This is a genomic window from Acinetobacter sp. YH12211 (assembly GCF_013418015.1).
Classification (GTDB): domain Bacteria; phylum Pseudomonadota; class Gammaproteobacteria; order Pseudomonadales; family Moraxellaceae; genus Acinetobacter; species Acinetobacter towneri.
This window is the reverse complement of sequence record NZ_VPCW01000007.1, coordinates 1-21641: the sequence shown is the minus strand read 5'-3', so window position 1 is coordinate 21641 and position 21641 is coordinate 1. Positions and strand designations below refer to the sequence as shown.

Genomic DNA, 21641 nt, shown 5'->3' with positions numbered 1-21641 from the left:
GGATTGCAGTCGTAAGATGACTCAGCCAATCAACCTAGTACAACGCGGCATACAATGGCTGCGCCAACTGCAACCGTGTCAGCTCTGCCATAGCGACACGCAATGGCAACATTCGGTCTGTCAAACCTGTTGGCAACAATTGCCGTGGCGTAGCCAAGCGGTACAACGACAAGAAATGCAGATTCAAGTCACTTTTGATTATCACTATCCAATTAATCGCATCATTCAACAATTTAAATATGAACAGCAGTTACATTACCAACTGCTTTTAGTAGGCGCGCTAAAACAACTGTCTTATCCTAAAATCCAAGCCATTGTACCGATGCCAATTTCCACTGCCCGCTTGACTGAACGCGGCTACAATCAATCTTTATTGTTAGCAAAAGGACTAGCGCGGCATTTAAATGTCCCGATTTGGCAACCTGTGACCCGCTTACAACAGCACGCGCAAAAAGGCTTAAGTCGCTTAGAACGATTGGAAGACATCCAACAGCAATTTCAAATTCAGAATGCGCCTAAAATCCGTTTTCGTCGGGTTTTAATTGTGGATGATGTGGTCACGACGGGCAGTTCAATTCATGCACTCAAACAGCAGTTGCTCAAGCTCGGCTGTCAAAAAGTCGAGGCGGTTTGTCTGGCCAGTGCTGAATAAAAAAACTATTCGGTTGAATATGCTCAACGCATTAAAAAGTTGAACTTAAAATATAGAAGAATGATCAACTGCTCTTAATTTTGTTGTAAATATTGTTTTAACCACGGCATCACCACTTCACGGGTCAGCGGTGCCAACAAAGTATCTTGATCATCCAAATCTACCCACTTCATTTCGGCAATTTCAGCAGCAATTTTTGGTGCCTGATCAAGCTGAACCCAATACACATAACTGACCAAACGGCAGTCGGGCTCATTGGCCGTTGCTGTTTCATAGCGTCCAATAAATTGTTGAATTTGCGCCTGACAGCCAATTTCTTCGGCAATTTCTCGCAACATGGTCGTTTCAGGCGCTTCATTGGGTTCTAATTTGCCACCGACCTGCATAAAACACGCGGTATGCTGTTTACGCACCACCAATAACTGCTGTTTGACATTTAAAATAATTGCAGCTGCAACGGTAATGATGTTGTTGATCTCAGCCATTTTATTTCGCCAGTTCCTGCTGCACCCACTCTAGCTCAGGCACTTCCCATTTCATTTCAGGAACACGGTATTGTTCAAATTGCTGCAAAATATTGTCAATACAATTCGATACAATCAATGCCTCACAAAAACGTGGCTGAGTAAAACCTTTTTCAGAGGTCTGTCTTAAAAACTTCAGCAAATCATCATAAAAGCCAGCTACATTAAAAAAGGCACAGGGTTTTGAGTGAATTCCTAATTGTGCCCACGTCCATTGCTCAAAAATTTCTTCTAAAGTTCCAGAACCACCCGGCAAAGCAATAAAGCCCTCGGCCAATTCTGACATTTTTATTTTGCGGGCATGCATGTTTTCTACGATGTGTAATTCGGTCAAATGCGGATGCGCCAATTCATGCTCTGCCAAACTTTCAGGCATGACACCAATTGCACGCCCACCTGCGGCCAAAGTACTATCTGCCACCACACCCATTAAGCCTGAGCGTCCACCGCCATAAATTAAAGTTTTGCCTTGTGCAGCCAATGTTTCACCCACTTTTCGTGCATTTTCAACAAAAACTGAATCTTTTCCTGGGGCAGAACCACAGAAAATAGCAATTGACGACATCATTTTTTCACCATGTTATCTGGCTGTCATGCCATAAAATTAAACTTCAGGGAGATTTTTAAATAAAATAGCATTCTGAGCAGTGTATTTAGTAAGATCCTTGTCTAAAATACACCCATCCACAAAACCCATACTGCGCAAGGAGAAAAGACGAATGCTTGAAGCCTTTTATGCCACAGAGCGCGGTAGTCTGGAAGATGCCACCATTAACGGTGGTTTTGATTTGCATCCAGATCTGGTCTGGATTGACCTGATTGCCCCTTCACAAGAAGAACAGCAATGGGTACTAGACGCATACTCACAAAATTTACCAACCTTAAAATCTTTGGAAGATATTTCATCTTCAGCGCGATTCTACCGTGATGATGACGGTATTTTACACATTAGTACCTATTTTTTAACTAAAAATAAAAACTATCAAGTCGATGGTGAAACTGAAGACAATTCCAGTATTTTAGCCACAGTGCAAACCGTTGCCTTTATCTTACATAAAGAACACCTGTTTACCCTACGCGGTGAAAAATTAGTGGCATTTCGGGCATTTCGGGCACGGGCACGACGTAACGACTACGAAATTGATTATAAAGACCCGACTTGGGTGCTTTTAGGCTTGCTTGAAGCCAAACTGGACGAACTTGCGGATATCTTAGAAGATATCCACAAGGACTTGGAAAAGTATTCCACAGAAGTTCTGAATAACCGTCATCGTGAGCAAATTTTAGACCTCGATGACATGATTACCCGACTGGCACAATTAGAAGACATGCTTGGAAAAGCGCAATTGTGTTTGATTGATTTACGTCGTGTCCTGACCTTTTTGGCACGTCCGCGTGCGTTGGGTAGTCATATTTACGATGCCGACATTCGAGAACTCAGTGAAGATGTACGCTCACTGGTCGAACACGATGCCTTCTTATTCCAGAAAGTGCGCTTCTTGCTCGATACCACTTCAGGCTTCATTAACACCGAACAGAACGATACGATTCGTCGATTCTCGATTTTACCGAGTATGTTAGCACCACCGATGTTGGTTGCCAGTGTTTATGGTATGAACACCGACGTGTTACCTTTTGCCAAAGGTACCACCAGTTTTATAGTGGTCAGTATTATTTTAATTGGCTTCTTTATTGGCCCATTAATTTACTTTAGATGGAAAAAATGGATTTGATGCCTTTTATTCCCTCTCCTTTTAGCAGCGGATTAGAGAGGTTTGCAATCTCACCTCACTTGAATAAAGCGGAAAACTAAACGCAATAAAAAAGCACCTTACAAGTAGGTGCTTTTTTATGGTTTTCAGTTTTAGGCGATTAGCTGTAAATCATCTTGCAAATGACAGGCTTGAATGATCTTCATCATTTTTTCAGGAACCGCTTTAAACTGTAAGCCTTTGGCTTCAGGCGTCTGACGCAACCATTGCACCAAAACAGCCAAAGCTAAAGTGCTTCCGTGTTCCAGCTGCGCCAAATTGACCACCAAAGGCAACTGCTGCTGACGAATCAACTGCAGACCTTTTTGGTAATATTGCTCTGCATTACTGAAATCTATCTTTCCAGAAACGCATAATTCCTGATTTGATAATTCAATCACGCCACACCTAACCTATTTTTTCTTTTCAACCGCAGCTTCTGCATCTGGCTTAAAGGTTGCAATGGCTTTATCAATATTGCCACCATTACGCTTCACGTTCGCTGCAAACTGGTTACGGAATTGCAAACCTAAATCAATACCCGACACGTTAATGTTACGGATTTTCCATTGGCTGCCTTTGTCTGCCAACTGGAATGACACAGGAATTTTTTCACCATTATGCAAGAAGTCAATGGTCACCACTGGGTTCTTGCTGTTGGTCGCCTTATAAGGACGCATGGTGTAGCTTTGGTTGCTAAATTTCGCAAACGCTGTGCCATAGTTCTCAATTAAGGTTTCACGGAAGTTTTTCTCAAACTGCGCGCGCTGTGCTGCTGAACTGTATTGGTTCGTCGCATAAGTACCCATCACAATACGGGTAAATGCTTGCGCATCTACATACGGATCAAGGTTTTGACGCACAATCGTTTTGACCAATGCTGGATTGTTCTGCAATTTAGCATGATCTGCTTTTAAACGTGCAATCAAGCTATCGGCAACTTTTTTCACAAAAGCTGGTGGCGCTTCTGCAGGTGCAGCAAATGCAGTTCCTGCCAACATGGTTGAAAGTACACTTACCGCCAGAGTTTGCTTTAAAAGTGTTTTCACGGACAATCTCCTTCATTACTCAACAAATGACACTTCTGCATCTGTTGTTTCAGCTGTCGCTGTGTCTTTATCTGCGTCTGACGCTGCGTTGGATGTTTTCGCTGCACCGCCAGTAATAAACTTACTGATTAAATCTTCTAAATCCATGGTGCCTTGTGTGTTGGCAATACTTTCGCCACGCTTCACAAAGTTCAAACCACCACCTGGAACCACTTTGAGATATTTCTCACCCAATAGACCATTGGTTGCTACCATTATGTAAGCATCTTCATCAATACTGGTGATGGATTTCATGTTACCCAACAGTTGTTTTTCCATTTCTTTTTGTTGCTGAGGGCTTGCCTCTTGGTATTCTGCACTGTAACGCAATTCTTCAAGCGCATAATTTTGCACTGTTTTTAGTTGTTCAGGATTAAAACTGGTCAACCTGCCATCCAGTTCAAATTCAACTGTAGCCAAACGCGATACAGGGTCTAAAGTAATATCATTAACACGACCAATGGTGACACCGCTCATGGTGACTTTAGCACGTGGTTTTAAACCATTCACGTTGTCAAAAGTTGCTGTCATATTGTAACTGTCGCGCAAATTGGTACCCACCAATCCACTGACTTTCATGGCCAAGAAAAATAATGCAATGCCTGTCAAAATGACAAATACACCTACGGCCAGCTCACTTGTACGTGATTTCATTAAACACCTCCGAACATGACCGCAGTCAACACAAAATCAAAACCTAAAACACATAATGAAGAATACACCACGGTTCGTGTGGTCGACGTCGCAATGCCTTCCGATGTTGGGACACAGGCATAGCCTTGATATACTGCAATCCAAGTACAAATTAATGCAAAAACAAAACTTTTAATAATTGTGCCGTTAAAAATATCTTTATAGAACTGCACGCTGCTTTGCATACCGCCCCAGAAAGAACCTTCATCGACCCCTAGAAAATCGACCCCAACCATTTTGCCGCCCATAATGCCAATTGCAGCAAAAATAATGGAGAGCATTGGCAGGCTGACTATTCCCGCCCATAAACGTGGTGACACAATACGCTTGAGTGGGTCTACCCCAATCATTTCCATGCTGGCCAATTGCTCTGTGGCTTTCATCAGACCAATTTCTGCAGTTAAGGCAGAACCTGCACGACCTGCAAATAACAGCGCAGCGACCACAGGTGCCAACTCACGTAATAAAGTCAAAGACACCATCGTGCCCAACATGGCTTCTGAACCAATATTGACCAAAATGGAGTAGCCTTGTAAGCCCAATACCAAACCAATAAATAAACCTGATACCGCAATAATCAATAATGACATCACGCCAACACGGTACATTTGGTACAGGAACAGCTTCACCCCAAGCAGGGTTGGCATGGAAAATAGAATTTGCAACAACATTTGGGTGGCGACACCAATGCCACGAACACGCTCAATGACGCGTTGACCTAATGCGGCAATAGCATTCATGAACGCACCTCATCACTTAAATAAGCCCGATGGCTAAATTGATAATCGACTGGCCCTTCGGCAGCGCCTGTTAAGAACTGACGTACAAATGCCGATTCATGCTGTTTTAATTCTGCAGGTGTACCTTCGCCCTGAATCACGCCTTCCGCGATAATATAAATGTAGTCGGCAATTGATAAAGTTTCGCCAACATCATGCGAGACGATGATGGTGGTTAAATCCAACGCTTCACGCAAGGAACGGATTAAACGGGTCAACACACCTTTTACAATCGGGTCTTGCCCTGCAAACGGCTCATCGTACATGATCAATTCAGGGTCTAACGCAATCGCACGTGCCAATGCCACACGACGGTTCATCCCGCCTGAGAGTTCTGCAGGCATAAGTTGTTCTGTACCACGCAAACCGACTGCTTCAAGTTTTAAAGCCACCAATTCTGCAATTAAATGTTCAGGCAACTGGGTATGTGCACGCAATGGAAACGCGACGTTTTCATATACGCTCATATCGGTAAATAACGCACCGCTTTGGAATAACATGCCCATACGTGCGCGCGCAGCAAATAACTCCTGACGCGACATTTGCGCAAGATTTTTTCCATCCAGAAAAATATCACCATGATCGGGAGTCAACTGACCACCAATCAAACGTAATAACGTGGTTTTACCAGTACCTGAAGGTCCCATAATGGCAGTAATTTGACCACGGCGAATCTTTAAACTGACATTTTCAAAAATGACACGTTTCCCTCGCTTAAAGCTCAGTTCATTGACTTCAATCAATGACGGCTCATGTTGAGGTGTTGAATTATTCATAGCTGAGGGTCTTCCTGCATTTTTTCAGCACGCATACTATAAAGGATTGAAGCATAAAATGTTATCTAGCAAATTTTTTAAAACTGTGCACGTCTTGTGCAACTATAAATATTATTGTTATCTAAATCACTTTCATTACAGCAAATACTTAAAAATAAGAGGAAATAATATAATAAATTAAATTACATAAAATCAGCGCTAAACCAATATACGGCATCATTCCCTCTCTCGTCTGCATCAGCATTCGCAAGCCATCGATGTTCATAATTCGCACAACACAATAAAAACATGACACAGTATACATTTTATTCAGACGGAAAATCATTTTTTTAACAAAAAAAACCGGTGCTCAACACCGGTTTTCTTTAAGCTGACGCTTCAGATAGCGCTTAGTCGTTAAATTTACGACGTGGGCGATCAAAACCACCTTCACGGCGTGGACGATCTGAATTGAACTCACGACGTGGACGATCTTCACCACCAAATGAACGCTTAGGACGATCATCAAAAGAACGTGGTTGACGGTCACCAAAACCACCTTCACGACGTGCAGGACGATCACCAAAATCACGTTTTGGACGGTCACCGAAACCACCTTCGCGACGTGGTTTATAGTCTACGCGGTTGCCACGGTTGTCATCAGTCGCATCAAAGCGTGGTTTATCGTTGAAACCACCTTCGCGACGTGGACGGTCTGAATTAAATTCACGACGCGGACGATCTTCAAATGAACGTTGTGGACGATCACCAAAACCACCTTCGCGGCGTGGACGATCTGAATTAAATTCACGACGTGGACGGTCTTCAAATGAACGCTGTGGACGATCACCGAAACCACCTTCACGACGTGGACGGTCTGAGTTGAACTCGCGACGCGGACGATCTTCACCAAATGCAGGACGTTCACCACGTGGTTTGTCATCAAAGCTGCGACGTGGACGATCATCACCACCTTCACGACGTTTAAAGTTGCTTTCGCCTTCAAAACGACGACCGCCACCAAAACCGCCACGACCACCGCGACCGCCATCACGACGACCACGACCACCGTCACGACCAGAACGTGCTGGAGGTGGAGATGGCTCTAAGCCTTCAATTTCAGAAACGCTTAAACGTGCATCTAAGAAATCTTCCAACGCACGGATTTTGCCGCGCTCACGGTAAGTTGCCAAAGTAATCGCGTTACCAGTACGACCCGCACGACCTGTACGACCAATACGGTGTACATAGTCTTCATTTTTCATTGGTAAACCGAAGTTAATCACGTGAGAAATAGTTGGTACGTCTAAACCACGTGCTGCAACGTCTGTTGCAACCAAGATTTTTGCACGGCCTTCGCGAATGCTGCGTAAACGACGGTTACGAACGGTTTGTGGCATTGCACCGTGTAGTGCAACAACCGAGTGACCCGCTTCAGCCAATTCTTCAGCCAGCATATCGGTATCTTCTTGAGTAGATGCGAATACAACCGCTTGATCTACACCTTCATCAGATAACCAGTGTGACAATAATTTTTTCTTGTGCTCGAAACCATCAGTCCAGTGTAAAGTCTGGGTGATGTCCATGTTCGTTGAGTGACCTGTTTCAATCGCAATACGTACAGGCTCATTCATCATGCGTTCTGCAAGTGTGATAATACGGCTGGCAAAAGTTGCAGAGAACATCAAGGTTTGCTTACGGTTAGCAGCTAAATCGCTAATCGCTTCTAGGTCTTCAGAGAAGCCTAAATCGAGCATACGGTCAGCTTCGTCTACAATTAAGGCATCAACTTTATCAAGTTTGATTTGACGACGGTTCACCAAGTCAAGTAAACGACCTGGAGTCGCTACAACCACTTGCGCACCTTTTAATTGTTGGATTTGCTTACCAAAAGGCATACCACCCATGATTGCTGCAATACGTACACCTTTCATGTGACGTACAAATGCAATCGCGTCTTGGCTAACTTGTTGAGCCAATTCACGTGTTGGGCAAAGCACTAAAATTGACGGCTGAGTAATAGCTTTCATACGCTCTTTAAATGGTACGAAAGTATCTTGATTAGCAAGCGCGTTTAAAGTTGGGAGTAAAAATGCAGCAGTTTTACCAGAACCTGTTTGGCTAGATACCAATAAGTCTTTACCTTCAAGTGCCGCTGGGATCGATTGTTCTTGAACAGGAGTCGGCGTAGTAAAGTTCAAGCCTTCTAAAGCTTGTTGTAAAGATTCATGTAAAGAAAAATCAGCAAAAGTTTTGCTCATAGAGATTTTCACCCTGAAAATGGGTGCTCCATTAAATAAAGTCAGATGGACATCGGCAAAAAGCGGTACAGCAATTATCGCTGACAATTTAAGATTCAGCGGCGATCCGAGTAACGACGATGTGATATAACGCACGCATGATTACGGCTTAACCTGAAGGAATCGCTTTAGCGATTGGGGCGCGAGATATCGTCCTCTCTTTGGACCGCACGCGCATACACAATGATTAGAAGAGAAATGTTCAGGTAATGAACAGAAATTAAGTGCGTGCGCGGATTATAGCAGGATTATTTTAAAAGTCACCTTATTTAATCGACTTTTGCTGTTTTTTGTGTAAACAGTGATAGATTCTGCTTTTATGACTAGTATATGGACGATAACAACAGATTTAAAACCAGCAGTTTTAGACCGTTAGGTAAAAGAAAAGCCCTCAGGATGAGAGCTTTGCTAAGTGTCTTATTTAAGTATAAATATGATCAGCTGATTATTTCGCTGCTTCGCCCCAAGCAGGCACAACCGCTTTCATAAGTGGTTTTAACATTTTCATTGAACATGCCAAAACTTGCCCATTTTCCATAGAGTCGCTGCCACCACGTGCATCGACCACAGTACCGCCCGCTTCTTTCACAATTAACTCACCCGCAGCAATATCCCACGGTTTTAAGCCAAGTTCAAAATAACCATCTAAACGACCTGCAGCCACATAAGCCAAGTCTAATGCAGCAGAACCTGCACGGCGGTATTGAGCGCCTGCTTCTGTCACATTCAATAAACTTTCAAAATGGTTTTTGGCATAAGAAACAATTTCGCCATCGCGCTTAGCACGATAAGCATGACCCACTGCCAAGAAGGTGTTGTCTAAACTGTCTTTTACATTTACACGAATACGACGTTGATTCATCATCGCACCACGGCCACGGCTCGCAGAGAACAACTCATCTTTTACAGGATCGTAAATAACACCGTGCTGTGTCACACCTTTGTGTTGCACTGCAATCGAAATACAGAAATGAGGGAAACCGTGAACAAAGTTTAGCGTGCCATCTAAAGGATCAATCACCCAACACCAGTCGGCATCGTGACCTTTGCCTTCCTGCATGCCAAATTCTTCGCCCAGGAAGCTGTGATTTTTATAACTTTTGCGTAATGTATCAATGGTCAATTGCTCGAGGTAACGATCTACGCGCGTTACAGGACCATCAATGCCTTTTTCTTCGACTTGTAGATCGAGTTTATGACGATTCTGATGCGCTTTTAAAAGCTCTTGACCAACTGTTTGAGCCGCACGCGCAGCCATCACCACCATAGGTTCCATTGAACACCCACTACAAATTTGAAGAGATTGATAAAGAATAATGCATGAAAGCCCCAATATTTTAGCAAATATTGAGGCTTTTGGGGAAGAAGTGTTGCTAAAAATTAATTCAATATAGATTGATGCAGTATTTGCCAAGCATTTTGCATTGATTTTTCAATGCCTTGTGCATCTAAACCTGCCTGTTGCAGCATTTGACCATGTGTCGCCTGTTGCATAAAGCTATCTTCTAAACCTAAATGAATAATTGGTTTAACAATTTGTGCCTTTGCCAAGTATTCACTCACGGCACTGCCTGCACCACCCATAATCGCATGTTCTTCAATAGTGACGAATAATACAGTGCTGTCTGCAATCTCAGCTAACAGCTTTTCATCCAATGGCTTCACAAAACGCATATTCACCACACGTACTGCGACATCGTGCTGCTGAGCAAACGCTTCAGCCGCTTCAACTGCCGCTTGCACACGGCTACCAAAAGCCAGCACTGAAATATAGTCATCATATTGTGGATTGAACTGCGCCACAATTTCAGCTTGTCCTAATGGAATTGCAGTCATCTGCTGCTGAATTTCGACACCCAAACCATGCCCGCGTGGATAACGCACTGCTGCAGGGCCGTTATATAAATAAGCCGTGTGCAGCATTTGACGACATTCATTTTCGTCTTTTGGTGCCATAATCACGATATTCGGTACGGTACGCATATAGGCATAGTCGTAAGCACCTGCATGGGTCGGGCCATCTTCACCCACCAAACCTGCACGGTCGATACCAAAAGTAACATCCAGATTTTGCAAAGCGACATCATGAATCAGTTGGTCATAACCACGCTGCAAGAAGGTAGAGTAAATCGCCACCACAGGCTTCAAACCTTCACAGGCCATACCCGCAGCCAAAGTCACCGCATGCTGTTCGGCAATCGCGACATCAAAATAGCGTTCTGGGAATTGTTTGGCAAATTGCACCATGCCCGAACCTTCGCACATGGCTGGCGTAATTGCCAATAATCGTGAATCTTGTTCTGCCTGATCACATAACCACTGCCCAAATACATCAGAATATTTAGGTGCGCTAACTGGTGCAGCTTTGGCATGAATTTTACCAATGGCATGATATTTAATTTGATCAGCTTCTGCAGGCGCAAAGCCTTTGCCTTTTTTAGTGTAAACGTGAATTAAACGTGGGCCTTTACGTTTTTTCAGCGCATTAAACACGTGTGTGAGTTGTTCAACATCATGTCCATCGAAAGGGCCGAAATAATCAAACCCAATCGCTTTAAATAAGTTGTCTGCAGCTTCAGTGGCAGCACAGTGCAAACGTGAGTTGTATGTCCATTTTGGATGCGGCTGCACGTAAGCCTCACCTGTTTCACTGACATAAACCGATTCACCACGCTCCCAAATGGCAGCAAGATGTTTGGCAAAGCCGCCTGTGCTACATGAAATTGACATATCGTTGTCATTCAGCACCACCATCATATCGGCTTGGTGGGCCACTGCATCATTCATGGCTTCAAAAGCCATACCTGCCGTCATAGCACCATCGCCAATAATGGCAACAACTTCACACGGGTTTTGTTGATAACGTCGTGCCAACGCCATCCCCAATCCTGCAGAAATTGCTGTTGAGGAGTGACCAACGCCAAAGGTATCAAAAATAGATTCTTCACGCGCAGGGAATGCAGCCAAACCATCTTTGGCGCGAATGGTGGTGAGTTGCTCGCGGCGTCCTGTTAGGGCTTTATGCGGATAAGCCTGATGACCGACATCCCAAATTAAGCGATCGTGTGGGGTATTAAAGCAATAATGCAGCGCAACGGTCAGTTCGATCACGCCTAAGTTTGCGCCAAAGTGTCCTCCACTTTGACCTGCGGCATACAAAATGAATTGACGTAACTCATCTGCCACCTGTGGAAGCTGGCTTTGCGCGAGTAAACGTAATTGCTGCGGATGGTCAATCTCATCGAGCAATGGTGTTACAGGGCGTTGAGTTGGAATTTCTGTATACAGCATATGTGGCAAAGCCTTCTAAAGCCTGGCAAATCCTAAGCGAGGTCAATGGGAATTACTCGATCATATAACCGAATGGTATTACCTTCAATCAGCCACATTTCTAGCGATGTAGTTTTGAGCAGTGATTTCAGTTGGGCACACGTTGGGTGGGTAGATTATCCTGAATAATCTAACTATTTATCAACCATTATCGTGCGCTTTATACAAAAAAGAAAATCTTCTGTATAAATTCGTGTTCGCTATTCTACTAATGTCTGAGCATTACGCTATACTTTAAACAATTTATCGACTATTTCACGAGTTAAACAGTGCCGATTAAGTTTGTCGCAACCTCACGATTACCGACCGCATTTGGTGAATTCAACATTACGGTATTTCAAGATCCTGAAACTGGCGAAGAACACGTGGCATTATCCAAAGGTTTGGACACTGCGCCAACCCAGCCCGTTCTGGTACGGATTCACTCAGAATGTTTAACTGGCGATGCTTTCGCGTCTTTAAAATGCGACTGTGGCCCACAGCTTCAAGCCACTCAACGTCTGATTAATGACGCAGGACAAGGTGTGATTTTATATTTACGCCAAGAAGGTCGCGGGATTGGCTTGACCAATAAAATTCGTGCTTATGCCCTGCAAGATCAAGGACATGACACGGTGGATGCCAATTTAATGCTGAATTTACCTGCCGATGCACGTCGCTATGATATGTGCAGCATTATGCTAGATCATTTGCAGGTTAAAGCTGTGCGCTTAATCACCAACAACCCTTTGAAAATTCAAGCATTACAGGAACAAGGGATTACGGTGGTAGACCGTGTGCCTTTAACTGTGGGTCTAAATCCATTCAATGAAGAATATTTGCAAACCAAACACGAACGCATGGCGCACATGTATGATAAAGGTGACTTCTGAGTCACCTTTTAATTTTTGAATTAAATAATTTCTACTCAACTTACTTAAATCGTCATCGAAAAAATACGATTATTCGGCATACGGCGTTTTAAACGCAAATCAAAGGCCATACAAATATTGCGCACAAAAGGTTTACCTTTTTCCAAAATCTGAATGTGCTGATCTTGAATGAGCAGTAATTCATCTTCCTGCATTTCCTGTAACTGTTGCAGCACTTGCTCAATTTCAGGAAATGCCAATTCTGGACTGGCCCACGACGTTTCAAAGCTGCACATTAAATTTAAAATATGCTGACGTATTACCAAATCTTCCCGATCCAGCACATGCCCTTTAAACACAGGAATTTCATTGCAGGCTAAACGGGCATAATAGTCTTCAATGCTTTTTTCATTTTGCGCAAAGCTATACCAACTGTCGCTAATAGATGAAACACCCAAGCCAATCATAAGCTGCGTTTTAGATGCGGTATAGCCCATAAAATTACGGTGCAAGGTACCATTTTTAAACGACTGATACATACCATCACGTTCTAAGGCAAAGTGATCCATCCCAATTTCATGATAACCATAGGCCAAAAGACGCTGTTTGCCTTCTTCATAGCACTGACGTTTTAATTCATCTTTAGGTACATCTTCATCTTTAAAACCACGCTGCCCATTGCCTTTAATCCATGGCACATGCGCATAACTGTAAAATGCCAAACGGTCTGGCATTAAACGTTGGGTCTGCTCAATGGTATTCAGTACATCGTCTAGATTTTGAAAGGGCAAACCAAAAACCAAATCATGTGAAATAGAATCATAGCCAATTTCACGCGCCCACTCGGTCACACGTTGCACATGCTCAAAAGGCTGCATCCGATGAATGGCGCGCTGCACTTTTTCATTATAATCCTGCACGCCATAACTGACCCGACGAAAACCCAAGTCATATAAGGCCTGTAAATGTTCGCGGGTGGTGTTATTGGGATGACCTTCAAAACTAAATTCGTGCTGTTCTGCCACTTTGGCTTTTGCCAGAATGCCTTGAATGAGCTGCGTCAAATGTTCGACAGAAAAGAAAGTTGGTGTGCCACCGCCCAAGTGAATTTCTTTAATGATGGGAGTGCTTTCGAGCAATTGGCAATATAAGTCCCACTCTTTTAATAACGCCTGAATGTATGGCTGTTCAACTTCATGGCGTTTGGTGACACGTTTATGACAGCCACAAAAAGTGCATAGACTTTCGCAAAATGGCAAATGAATATACAGACTAATGCCTTCGCTGGCATTAGATTCATCAAAAGAACGCTTCAGCGTCTGCTGCCATGCCTCGGCTGAAAAAGTAGCATCATCCCAATAAGGTACGGTTGGATAACTGGTATAACGTGGTCCAGGCACATTGTATTTTTGAATTAAAGAATTTGCCTGCTGTGTCATCCACTCTGCCCCATTCAGTTAATTGCTGCTGACTAAAATTTAGATTGTAAAAACTATTGTGCTGAGCTTAGGCATGGAAATCAACCTAGTCTTTTGCTCGGAATACATGCTGAAATACAAAGCACCTTGCACAATTGCCTGAGCGATTTGCAGCAAACTGGATAAACCCCTTAATTTTTAGACAGTTTTATGTTTTGATGTAAGCCATTTTATTTTTATCCTGAGGTGGCCATGTCGCATCCTACTCACGCGGATATTCAACGTGTACGTGAATTTCTTCTCGATTTGCAGGCGCGAATTTGTGCGGCTTTAGAACAACAAGAACAGGCAGGTGGCGGAAGCGCACAGTTTGAAATTGATGACTGGCAACGTCCTGAAGGTGGCGGTGGTCGTTCCCGTGTCTTACAAAACGGTACAGTCATTGAAAAAGGCGGGGTGATGTTTTCGCATATCAATATTTCAAAACTGCCTGCTTCTGCAACTGAGCGTCATCCCAATATTGCAGGCGTACCTGCGCAAGCGATGGGTGTATCATTGGTAATTCACCCGAAAAACCCGCATGTACCCACCTCGCACGCCAATGTGCGTTTATTTGTCGCTGAACCTGAAGGACAACCGCCAATTTGGTGGTTTGGTGGTGGTTTTGACCTGACACCATTTTATCCAAATGATGAAGATGTGTTGGCATGGCACCAAACAGCACATGACTTATGTGCGCCTTTTGGCGATCAAGTCTATGCAGAACATAAACAATGGTGTGATGACTATTTTTATTTAAAGCACCGTGATGAACAGCGTGGCGTGGGTGGTTTATTTTTTGATGATCTGAATCAATGGGACTTTGACACCTGTTTCAACTATATTCAGGCGGTGGGTAACGGTTATTTGGCTGCAATTCTGCCTATTTTTGAGCGTAATCGTGACAAAGCCTATACCGAAGCACAACGTGAGTTCCAGCTTTACCGTCGTGGACGTTATGTGGAATACAATCTGGTCTATGACCGTGGCACTTTATTTGGCTTGCAGACAGGTGGACGGATTGAGTCCATTTTAGTCAGCTTACCGAACTTGGCGGGATGGTCGTACCGTCCTGAATGGGCAGAAGATTCCGCAGAGAAAAAACTCACTGACTATTATTTAAAACCACGCGATTGGTTAAATCTCAAGACGAGTTAAAGCTCGCGACTGGTGAAACCTTGCTACATCGCAGTGTAAAAAAGATCACATTCAAGGTTCAAAAAAGCGATTCTTCCACGAATCGCTTTTTTACTTACAAACTTTATTGCTTATTTTCAAATCAATAAATATGCACAGCATGAATTAACTGTCATGATAGTGCGGATGGATTTTAATAGATGATGTGACCGCGCACCCTATTCGACCATGCACAAATAGGATTTAACTATCCATACATCAAACCATGAGTCAAAGGCGAATTCATCAAACTGTCAAAGCCTTATGTCACACTGCGCCACATCTGTCAGGAGATCCGCATGTTTAGCCCGCTGTTCAAACACAAAATCTTTTTATTTTGGGCAACCTTTGCCATGTTACTTGGCTCAATTTGCATGACCTTTATTTTTGAAAGTCATCTTTCAGATGGCTTAGCCATTAGTAGCAGCATTTTAGCGGGCATTGCCATGTTCGTGATTGCCACTATTTTGGTATTAGAAACCGTTTTAGAGATTTGTAATCCTTAAGTCCAAAGACTCCCACCGTTTTATACCACCATAGGCTTTAGTCCGCGCTGAATTTGACGTATATTGATGCACATTTCAGCACATGGATTTTGGCAAATGCGCAAACAATTTGCCGTGATTGGCAACCCAATTGAACAATCACGTTCTCCTGAACTGCATCATGCCTTTGCAGAAAAAACAGGCATTGACCTGCAATACAGCAAACGCCTTGCCCCTCTTGATGGTTTTAGAGACAGTGTTGCAGACTTTTTTAATCAGGGCGGTGTAGGCATGAATGTAACCGTGCCTTTTAAAGAGCAAGCATTTGCCCAATGTGGCGTATTAACCGAACGTGCCAAAATTGCCAAAGCAGTCAATACCTTGTGGATGCAAGATGGTGTTTTGCATGGCGACAATACCGATGGTCAGGGTTTGGTTGATGCCATTCGTGCTTTGGGCTGGAATTTAGAGCACAGTGATATTTTGATTATTGGCGCTGGTGGTGCAACCCGCGGGGTAATTTATCCGTTGGTACAAGCAGGCGCAAAAAAAATTGTGATTGCCAACCGCACCCTTGCCCGTGCTGAACAACTGGTTGCTGACCTACAAGCTGCCGTACCGCAAGCAGAATTACAAGCCATGGCACTTACCGATTTAATAGGTCAATTTGATTTAGCCATTAATGCGACGTCTGCCAGCTTAACGGGAGATGCCCTCACCTTGCCTGAGTGTTTGCAGTTTAATTTTGCTTATGAAATGGCTTATGGCAAACCTTCGAGCTTTTTAGAACAAGCCAAAGCGCGTGGCGTACCGACATCGGAAGGTTTTGGCATGCTGGTCGGACAGGCGATTGAATCTTTTTATATTTGGAATGGCGTGAAACCTGAATTAAAAGATTTCCTCTAAATCATCACCAAATAAAAATAGCCCTTGAGCAGCAAAGGGCTATTTTTTTATTTAAACTGGGCAATCTTGTTGAACGCTGATTGCCCATTTTCACCCACGGTTTATTTTACAAATTTCTGCATATCTTCATACACATCCATATATAACTCATAATCAATCTGTTCAGCCTGATCTTCAGTTAAAGTGCGAATTGAATTTTGGCTCAATTTGCCCTGCTGACGATCAACATACGTCTGCCCCAAAATGTGTGCCGTTTTCTTTAAATTCTCCAAGTCAGGCACATCCCAATCATAAGCTGCTTCATAGGCTTTTAAATATTGCTGAGCAAATATCTGTTGTGGTTGCTTGTATTGCTGTTTCAGCTTACGCTATTCAAGTGCGACTTTATTTTCATCGACTGCATCTTCAGTCAAATTATTGATACGACGACCAATTGCATTATTAAATTGCTCATCTTCTTCTAAATGATGCTTGGCTTGTAAGGCTTCAATCCGTTTTAGCGCCGTACCTTTCGGGTCATAGTAGCGCTCATCACTAAACCAATAGGCATACACTTCTGCCATTTCCTGCAAGGTTTGTGGACTAAGATTTTTTACCCACGCACTTTGCTCTGCTGCCATGTGCACTAAAAATAAAGTCTGATAAGTCTGACTAAAAGATTCTGTTTGTTGATAGGTTTTTTGTGCCAACTGCGCTAATTCTTCATCATAACTTAAGGCGGGTTTTGCAGTGGTCTTATCTTTATTTTCTGCAGTTTCCTGCTCCAAGGTACGCCCTAAATTTGTCACCCATTTTTCTAAAATTGAGTCTTTACTAACTTCTTGAATGGATTTGGCTTGACGCAGCGCACTACGGTCAATTTTGCTGGCTTGCCCATAATTCGCAATGCTGACATCGTTATACACATGAATTGTGCCGTAATTTTCGCGTTTAAATTGCAGTGCATAATCAATTTTTGCAGCACTCCCCTGATCATCTAAAGCCACATCAATTTGCATCGGTGTTTTTTTATCTTTAGGTGTAGCATTCATAATCTGTTGAATTTCAGCCTGATGTTTTTGCCACAAAGCTGCGAAAGCAGCGGCATCGACCAATTGTTCCGAACGATATGGTTCAAAAACTTTAGCTAGCTTTTCTTGCGGTGAAGCAAAGTGCTCATCCAATACCGATTGTGCCTGCTCAGCACGATTTGGACTAAATGCTTCTAATTCATAGGCATAAGCACAGTAGGTTAAATCCCCGACTTTGGCTGTTTTTGCTGTTTCGATCAAACGCTGACAGTCTTGTTCGCTTAGCATACTTGCGGTGGTTGCTGAATCTTCAGCCTGCTCAGCCGCTGCCTGAACGGCTTGTTCAGCCGCAAGCGTGGCATCTTCACGAGCATCTGCTGAATAATCTGCTGCGTTATTCGCTGTCGTTTCAGTTGCATAAAACTTCTGACTGACCAAATCACGCAAAGCAAGGGTGGCTTGATAAGCCACAAAAGCCTCTTGGCTCATACCATAATCTTCAGCAGTTTCATTGTGTTTTAAGTAGTCTTCAGCACTTTCTTTGGCTGATGTATCTTGTGTAGTTTCAACTTGCTCAGTAGCATCTTCAGTTGTGGTCGCCTGCCCCAATACGGTCTGTTGCAAATACGGTGCATTGACCTGATCAAACATGGCAAGCTGCAGCAACATATCTTCCAAGCTACTGTTCAAACGTATTTTTTCACTAATTTTTTGCTGACGTTCTTGTGCAGTTAAAGATAATTTTTGAATGTGATTAGAATCTGCCAATACATACGGCACCGCATTCATGGCTTTTAAATATTCGGCAAATTGTGCCACTTTAATCCGCTCAAAATCGGCTTTGTATTTAGAAAAGTCGATATAGGCAAAGTCATTTTGACTATCTTTATTTACCAAATAAGGCAACAAAGAAAAATAATTGGTATAGAACTTATATTCATTAAAATCGACCACCATCGGTACTTTCATTTGCACCAAAAGTGTCGGTTTTTCATAACGTGCTGCCACATTCAAAGCAGCAATTTTTTGCCGATAATGCACCGAGCCATCGTAGCTAAACTGAGTGTCATTCAATACATTCAACACAAAATTAAAAGGACTCGATTTTTCGATTGCCCCTGCAGCATAGGAAGCAGAGTTTTGTTCCTTAGCCATTGCCGTATATAAGTTTTGTTTTTCTTGTGTACTTAAACGGACTTTTTGCTGTTTTAAATACTGATCTAATTGCTTTTTAAGTACAGGATCGAGTGTAGCAGGAGCCGCTACTTTTGGTATTGCTTCAACTAAATTGCTCTGTACCCGTAATTTGCCCTGAAAGTCATAACTTGGCGTTTCAAAGATGGCATTTAACCCTGTAATTGCCTTTTGTTCTATACTTGCCGTCTGATTGGAATTGGTCTTAATGACATGCTGCGAACAACCTGTAGCAGCTAAACTAAAAAGACATAAAGATAAATATTTTAATTGTATCTTCATTGCTAAACACCTTATATTCATTATAGATTGGTCTGTTCAAACATATAGATTATGATACATTGTAACATAACACTTCATTCGTTTTTGTAAGGTGAATAATTTTCACTATTCGCATTTCTGACATTTTTATTCGCTATTCTTATCAATGTTTTTTGATCATGAGTGTGAATAATCAACATATCGATACAGATAATCCAAAACTATTTCTAAATTAGGATTAAGACTATGCCAGCATATAAAGCCCCATTACACGATATTCGTTTCTTAATGAACGAAGTGCTTGATTACCCGACCCACTACAAAAATCTTTCTAACGGTGAACTTGCGGACGCAGATACAGTCGATATGATTTTGGAAGGTGCAGCAGATTTCTGTGAAAATGTACTTTCTCCTCTTAATCAATCAGGCGATGAAGAAGGCTGTCATTTTGAAAATGGCAATGTGACCACACCGAAAGGCTTTAAAGAAGCCTATGACCAATTTGTGCAAGGTGGCTGGCAAGGTCTGTCTTACCCTGAACAATACGGCGGTCAAAACCTGCCAATGTCGCTAAACCTCATCAAATCTGAAATGATGGGTACAGCAAACTGGTCATTCCAAATGTATCCAGGTTTAAGCGTGGGTTGTATCAACACCATTATGCAATTTGGTACAGACGCGCAAAAAGATACCTATTTACCGCACTTGGTTGCAGGTACTTGGTCAGGCACCATGTGTTTGACTGAACCACAATGTGGTACCGACTTAGGTCAGGTAAAAACCAAAGCAGAACCACAAGCTGATGGTACTTATGCAATTTCAGGCACCAAAATCTTTATTTCTGCAGGCGAACATGACCTGACTGAAAACATCATTCATATTGTGTTAGCGCGCCTCCCAGATGCACCTGCAGGCACGAAAGGTATTTCATTATTTATCGTACCGAAATTCTTGCCAACAGCAGAAGGTACGGTGGGTGAACGCAATCCTGTCACTTGTGGCTCAATTGAACACAAAATGGGGATTCGCGCGTCTGCAACTGCAGTCCTAAACTTTGACAATGCCGTGGGTTATTTGATTGGTGAACCACACAAAGGCTTACATGCCATGTTTACCTTTATGAATACTGCGCGTATTGGTACAGCAATTCAGGGGATTTGCCATGCAGAATTGGCATTCCAAGGTGCATTGCCGTATGCCAAAGAACGTATGTCAATGCGTGCGCTTTCAGGTAAAAAAGACCCTGAAAAAGTAGCTGATGCAATCATTCACCATGCCGATGTACGTCGTATGCTCTTAACGCAAAAAGCCGTAGCAGAAGGTGGTCGTGCCATGATTTATCATGCTGCACAATTGGCAGATAAAATGAACGACGCTTTAATGCGTGGTGATACTGCTGCTTTTGAAGCGCATGATGACCATTTAGGTTTCTATACGCCAATCTTAAAAGGTTTCTTAACTGAAATGGGTTATGAAGCTGCCAACCACGGCATGCAAGTGTACGGCGGTCACGGCTATATTAAAGAATGGGGCATGGAGCAAATTGTACGTGATTCACGTATTTCTACCTTATATGAAGGTACAACTGGCGTTCAGGCGCTCGACTTGATTGGTCGTAAAGTGTTGTTAAGCTCTAAAGGTAAAGTGATTCGTGACTACACCGCTGAAATTTTGAAATTCTGTGGTCAGCATGCACGTAACAAATACATGCGTCGTTTTGCATGGGACTTAACCAAGCTATGTGCTCAATGGAACGCATTAACCGTGCGCATTATGTTGGCAGCACGTAAAGACCGTGACATCGTATCCAGTGCTTCAGTAGACTTCTTGATGTTCTCTGGTTATGTGATGATGGCTTATTTCTGGGCGCAACAAGCGGCTGTGGCTTCGACCAAATTGGCTGAAGGCAATGGTCAGGAAACACCTGAGTTCTATAAAGCCAAAATCAAAGTTGCAGATTTCTACTTTGAGCGTTTATTGCCACGTACCCAAGGTCATGCAGAAGCAATGGTCAATCCATCTAAAACCATGACTGCATTAGCACCAGAACATTTTAGTTTTGACTACTAAAATATTCTAAGCAGATGTAAATCAAAAGAGCGCGTAATGCGCTCTTTTGGTGTTTACTTCAGAAAGTCAGTACTCGAATCTACACATCAATTAAAATTACTTTTAATGTGCTGTTGGAAAACCATGAAATACCCACTGAATCAGATATAAAATCAGAAAAATTAAAATCACTAGACATAAAATTTCTAGTCGTTTCATTCAATTCGCTTCTTAGCCTTGTCTTCTAGCAACATAAGCTGTCATTAAAAAGTAAACATGTATTCTTTTCCGAATTGGTTTGATACTCTCTCCACCCATTGCTCTATTTTATCAGCTGTCATGACTTGAAAATCTCGCCAATAATATTTCATCTGCTTCCA

General features: G+C 42.8%; 20 protein-coding genes and 1 pseudogene. 7 read left to right on the top strand and 14 right to left on the bottom strand.

Going from position 1 to position 21641, the window contains the following annotated elements; all coding sequences use genetic code 11:
- The first annotated feature begins 16 nt into the window (after positions 1 to 16).
- A complete protein-coding gene (locus tag FTU98_RS05390) occupies positions 17 to 652 on the top strand; it encodes a ComF family protein (RefSeq protein WP_180050654.1) in 636 nt (211 codons plus the stop codon).
- 74 nt (positions 653 to 726) lie between these two features.
- Here the strand turns inward: FTU98_RS05390 and FTU98_RS05385 are convergent, their stop codons facing one another.
- Together FTU98_RS05385 and FTU98_RS05380 are read right to left on the bottom strand one after the other, a co-directional pair.
- Complete coding sequence (locus FTU98_RS05385; protein ID WP_004974664.1) at positions 727 to 1137, bottom strand: NUDIX domain-containing protein; 411 nt, start codon at positions 1135 to 1137, stop codon at positions 727 to 729.
- 1 nt (position 1138) lies between these two features.
- Positions 1139 to 1741, bottom strand: a complete 603-nt coding sequence (locus FTU98_RS05380) for a TIGR00730 family Rossman fold protein (RefSeq protein WP_026438479.1) — start codon at positions 1739 to 1741, stop codon at positions 1139 to 1141.
- 154 nt (positions 1742 to 1895) lie between these two features.
- Here FTU98_RS05380 and FTU98_RS05375 point away from each other — a divergent pair, with 154 nt between their 5' ends.
- Entirely contained in the window at positions 1896 to 2909 is a 1014-nt protein-coding gene (locus tag FTU98_RS05375; protein ID WP_096901036.1) for a CorA family divalent cation transporter, read from the top strand.
- Between the two features lie 131 nt (positions 2910 to 3040).
- Here FTU98_RS05375 and FTU98_RS05370 read toward each other — a convergent pair whose 3' ends face one another.
- The 8 genes from FTU98_RS05370 to dxs all read right to left on the bottom strand — a co-directional run bounded on the left by FTU98_RS05370 (position 3041) and on the right by dxs (position 11833).
- On the bottom strand, positions 3041 to 3328 hold the full coding sequence (locus FTU98_RS05370; RefSeq protein WP_154320296.1) for a lipid asymmetry maintenance protein MlaB: 288 nt from the start codon (positions 3326 to 3328) through the stop codon (positions 3041 to 3043).
- A gap of 12 nt (positions 3329 to 3340) precedes the next feature.
- Positions 3341 to 3976 (bottom strand): phospholipid-binding protein MlaC, encoded by a 636-nt coding sequence (locus tag FTU98_RS05365; RefSeq protein ID WP_004974651.1) that lies wholly within the window; start codon positions 3974 to 3976, stop codon positions 3341 to 3343.
- Positions 3977 to 3991: 15 nt separating this feature from the next.
- Positions 3992 to 4669 carry an outer membrane lipid asymmetry maintenance protein MlaD gene (locus FTU98_RS05360; RefSeq protein ID WP_179991598.1) on the bottom strand — a complete coding sequence of 226 codons (678 nt, stop codon included), beginning with the start codon at positions 4667 to 4669 and terminating at the stop codon, positions 3992 to 3994.
- Entirely contained in the window at positions 4669 to 5448 is a 780-nt protein-coding gene (gene mlaE / locus FTU98_RS05355) for a lipid asymmetry maintenance ABC transporter permease subunit MlaE (RefSeq protein WP_004974646.1), read from the bottom strand. The genes FTU98_RS05360 and mlaE overlap by 1 nt, the downstream gene beginning before the upstream one ends.
- Positions 5445 to 6263, bottom strand: a complete 819-nt coding sequence (locus FTU98_RS05350; protein ID WP_179991599.1) for an ABC transporter ATP-binding protein — start codon at positions 6261 to 6263, stop codon at positions 5445 to 5447. The genes mlaE and FTU98_RS05350 overlap by 4 nt, the downstream gene beginning before the upstream one ends.
- Positions 6264 to 6652: 389 nt before the next feature.
- Positions 6653 to 8503, bottom strand: a complete 1851-nt coding sequence (locus tag FTU98_RS05345) for a DEAD/DEAH box helicase (protein ID WP_104852597.1) — start codon at positions 8501 to 8503, stop codon at positions 6653 to 6655.
- Positions 8504 to 8987: 484 nt separating this feature from the next.
- Positions 8988 to 9818: an inositol monophosphatase family protein gene (locus FTU98_RS05340; RefSeq protein WP_019836885.1), complete on the bottom strand. Its 831-nt coding sequence runs from the start codon at positions 9816 to 9818 to the stop codon at positions 8988 to 8990.
- A gap of 104 nt (positions 9819 to 9922) precedes the next feature.
- Positions 9923 to 11833, bottom strand: coding sequence for a 1-deoxy-D-xylulose-5-phosphate synthase (dxs, locus tag FTU98_RS05335; protein ID WP_179991600.1), 1911 nt, complete (start codon positions 11831 to 11833; stop codon positions 9923 to 9925).
- Between the two features lie 308 nt (positions 11834 to 12141).
- Here dxs and ribA point away from each other — a divergent pair, with 308 nt between their 5' ends.
- Positions 12142 to 12744 (top strand): GTP cyclohydrolase II, encoded by a 603-nt coding sequence (gene ribA / locus FTU98_RS05330; RefSeq protein WP_004974633.1) that lies wholly within the window; start codon positions 12142 to 12144, stop codon positions 12742 to 12744.
- A 44-nt stretch (positions 12745 to 12788) separates the two neighbouring features.
- Here the strand turns inward: ribA and hemN are convergent, their stop codons facing one another.
- Entirely contained in the window at positions 12789 to 14162 is a 1374-nt protein-coding gene (gene hemN / locus FTU98_RS05325; RefSeq protein WP_096901232.1) for an oxygen-independent coproporphyrinogen III oxidase, read from the bottom strand.
- 231 nt (positions 14163 to 14393) lie between these two features.
- Between hemN and hemF the strand changes: the two genes are divergently transcribed.
- The 3 genes from hemF (at position 14394) to aroE (ending at position 16747) form a co-directional block, all read left to right on the top strand.
- A complete protein-coding gene (hemF, locus tag FTU98_RS05320) occupies positions 14394 to 15338 on the top strand; it encodes an oxygen-dependent coproporphyrinogen oxidase (protein ID WP_179997387.1) in 945 nt (314 codons plus the stop codon).
- A 317-nt stretch (positions 15339 to 15655) separates the two neighbouring features.
- Entirely contained in the window at positions 15656 to 15862 is a 207-nt protein-coding gene (locus tag FTU98_RS05315) for a hypothetical protein (RefSeq protein WP_004974627.1), read from the top strand.
- A gap of 96 nt (positions 15863 to 15958) precedes the next feature.
- Complete coding sequence (gene aroE / locus FTU98_RS05310) at positions 15959 to 16747, top strand: shikimate dehydrogenase (RefSeq protein WP_167846346.1); 789 nt, start codon at positions 15959 to 15961, stop codon at positions 16745 to 16747.
- A 101-nt stretch (positions 16748 to 16848) separates the two neighbouring features.
- Here the strand turns inward: aroE and FTU98_RS05305 are convergent, their stop codons facing one another.
- Entirely contained in the window at positions 16849 to 17028 is a 180-nt protein-coding gene (locus tag FTU98_RS05305) for a hypothetical protein (RefSeq protein ID WP_180050652.1), read from the bottom strand.
- Between the two features lie 87 nt (positions 17029 to 17115).
- Entirely contained in the window at positions 17116 to 19233 is a 2118-nt protein-coding gene (locus tag FTU98_RS05300) for a hypothetical protein (protein ID WP_180050650.1), read from the bottom strand.
- Between the two features lie 225 nt (positions 19234 to 19458).
- On the opposite strand from FTU98_RS05300, the gene FTU98_RS05295 reads away from it, so the two are divergent.
- Positions 19459 to 21282: an acyl-CoA dehydrogenase C-terminal domain-containing protein gene (locus FTU98_RS05295; RefSeq protein ID WP_154320290.1), complete on the top strand. Its 1824-nt coding sequence runs from the start codon at positions 19459 to 19461 to the stop codon at positions 21280 to 21282.
- A 242-nt stretch (positions 21283 to 21524) separates the two neighbouring features.
- On the opposite strand, the pseudogene FTU98_RS05290 reads toward FTU98_RS05295, so the two are convergent.
- Positions 21525 to 21641, bottom strand: a pseudogene (locus FTU98_RS05290) (transposase); the annotation flags it as partial.

Coding starts and splice junctions, on each gene's coding strand:
- FTU98_RS05295 (WP_154320290.1), top strand. CDS start 19,459: ATGCCAGCATATAAAGCCCCATTACACGATATTCGTTTCTTAATGAAC.
- FTU98_RS05345 (WP_104852597.1), bottom strand. CDS start 8,503: ATGAGCAAAACTTTTGCTGATTTTTCTTTACATGAATCTTTACAACAA.
- FTU98_RS05380 (WP_026438479.1), bottom strand. CDS start 1,741: ATGTCGTCAATTGCTATTTTCTGTGGTTCTGCCCCAGGAAAAGATTCA.
- FTU98_RS05390 (WP_180050654.1), top strand. CDS start 17: ATGACTCAGCCAATCAACCTAGTACAACGCGGCATACAATGGCTGCGC.
- FTU98_RS05385 (WP_004974664.1), bottom strand. CDS start 1,137: ATGGCTGAGATCAACAACATCATTACCGTTGCAGCTGCAATTATTTTA.
- FTU98_RS05340 (WP_019836885.1), bottom strand. CDS start 9,818: ATGGAACCTATGGTGGTGATGGCTGCGCGTGCGGCTCAAACAGTTGGT.
- FTU98_RS05315 (WP_004974627.1), top strand. CDS start 15,656: ATGTTTAGCCCGCTGTTCAAACACAAAATCTTTTTATTTTGGGCAACC.
- FTU98_RS05300 (WP_180050650.1), bottom strand. CDS start 19,233: ATGAAGATACAATTAAAATATTTATCTTTATGTCTTTTTAGTTTAGCT.
- FTU98_RS05350 (WP_179991599.1), bottom strand. CDS start 6,263: ATGAATAATTCAACACCTCAACATGAGCCGTCATTGATTGAAGTCAAT.
- FTU98_RS05375 (WP_096901036.1), top strand. CDS start 1,896: ATGCTTGAAGCCTTTTATGCCACAGAGCGCGGTAGTCTGGAAGATGCC.
- aroE (WP_167846346.1), top strand. CDS start 15,959: ATGCGCAAACAATTTGCCGTGATTGGCAACCCAATTGAACAATCACGT.
- hemF (WP_179997387.1), top strand. CDS start 14,394: ATGTCGCATCCTACTCACGCGGATATTCAACGTGTACGTGAATTTCTT.
- hemN (WP_096901232.1), bottom strand. CDS start 14,162: ATGACACAGCAGGCAAATTCTTTAATTCAAAAATACAATGTGCCTGGA.
- FTU98_RS05360 (WP_179991598.1), bottom strand. CDS start 4,669: ATGAAATCACGTACAAGTGAGCTGGCCGTAGGTGTATTTGTCATTTTG.
- mlaE (WP_004974646.1), bottom strand. CDS start 5,448: ATGAATGCTATTGCCGCATTAGGTCAACGCGTCATTGAGCGTGTTCGT.
- dxs (WP_179991600.1), bottom strand. CDS start 11,833: ATGCTGTATACAGAAATTCCAACTCAACGCCCTGTAACACCATTGCTC.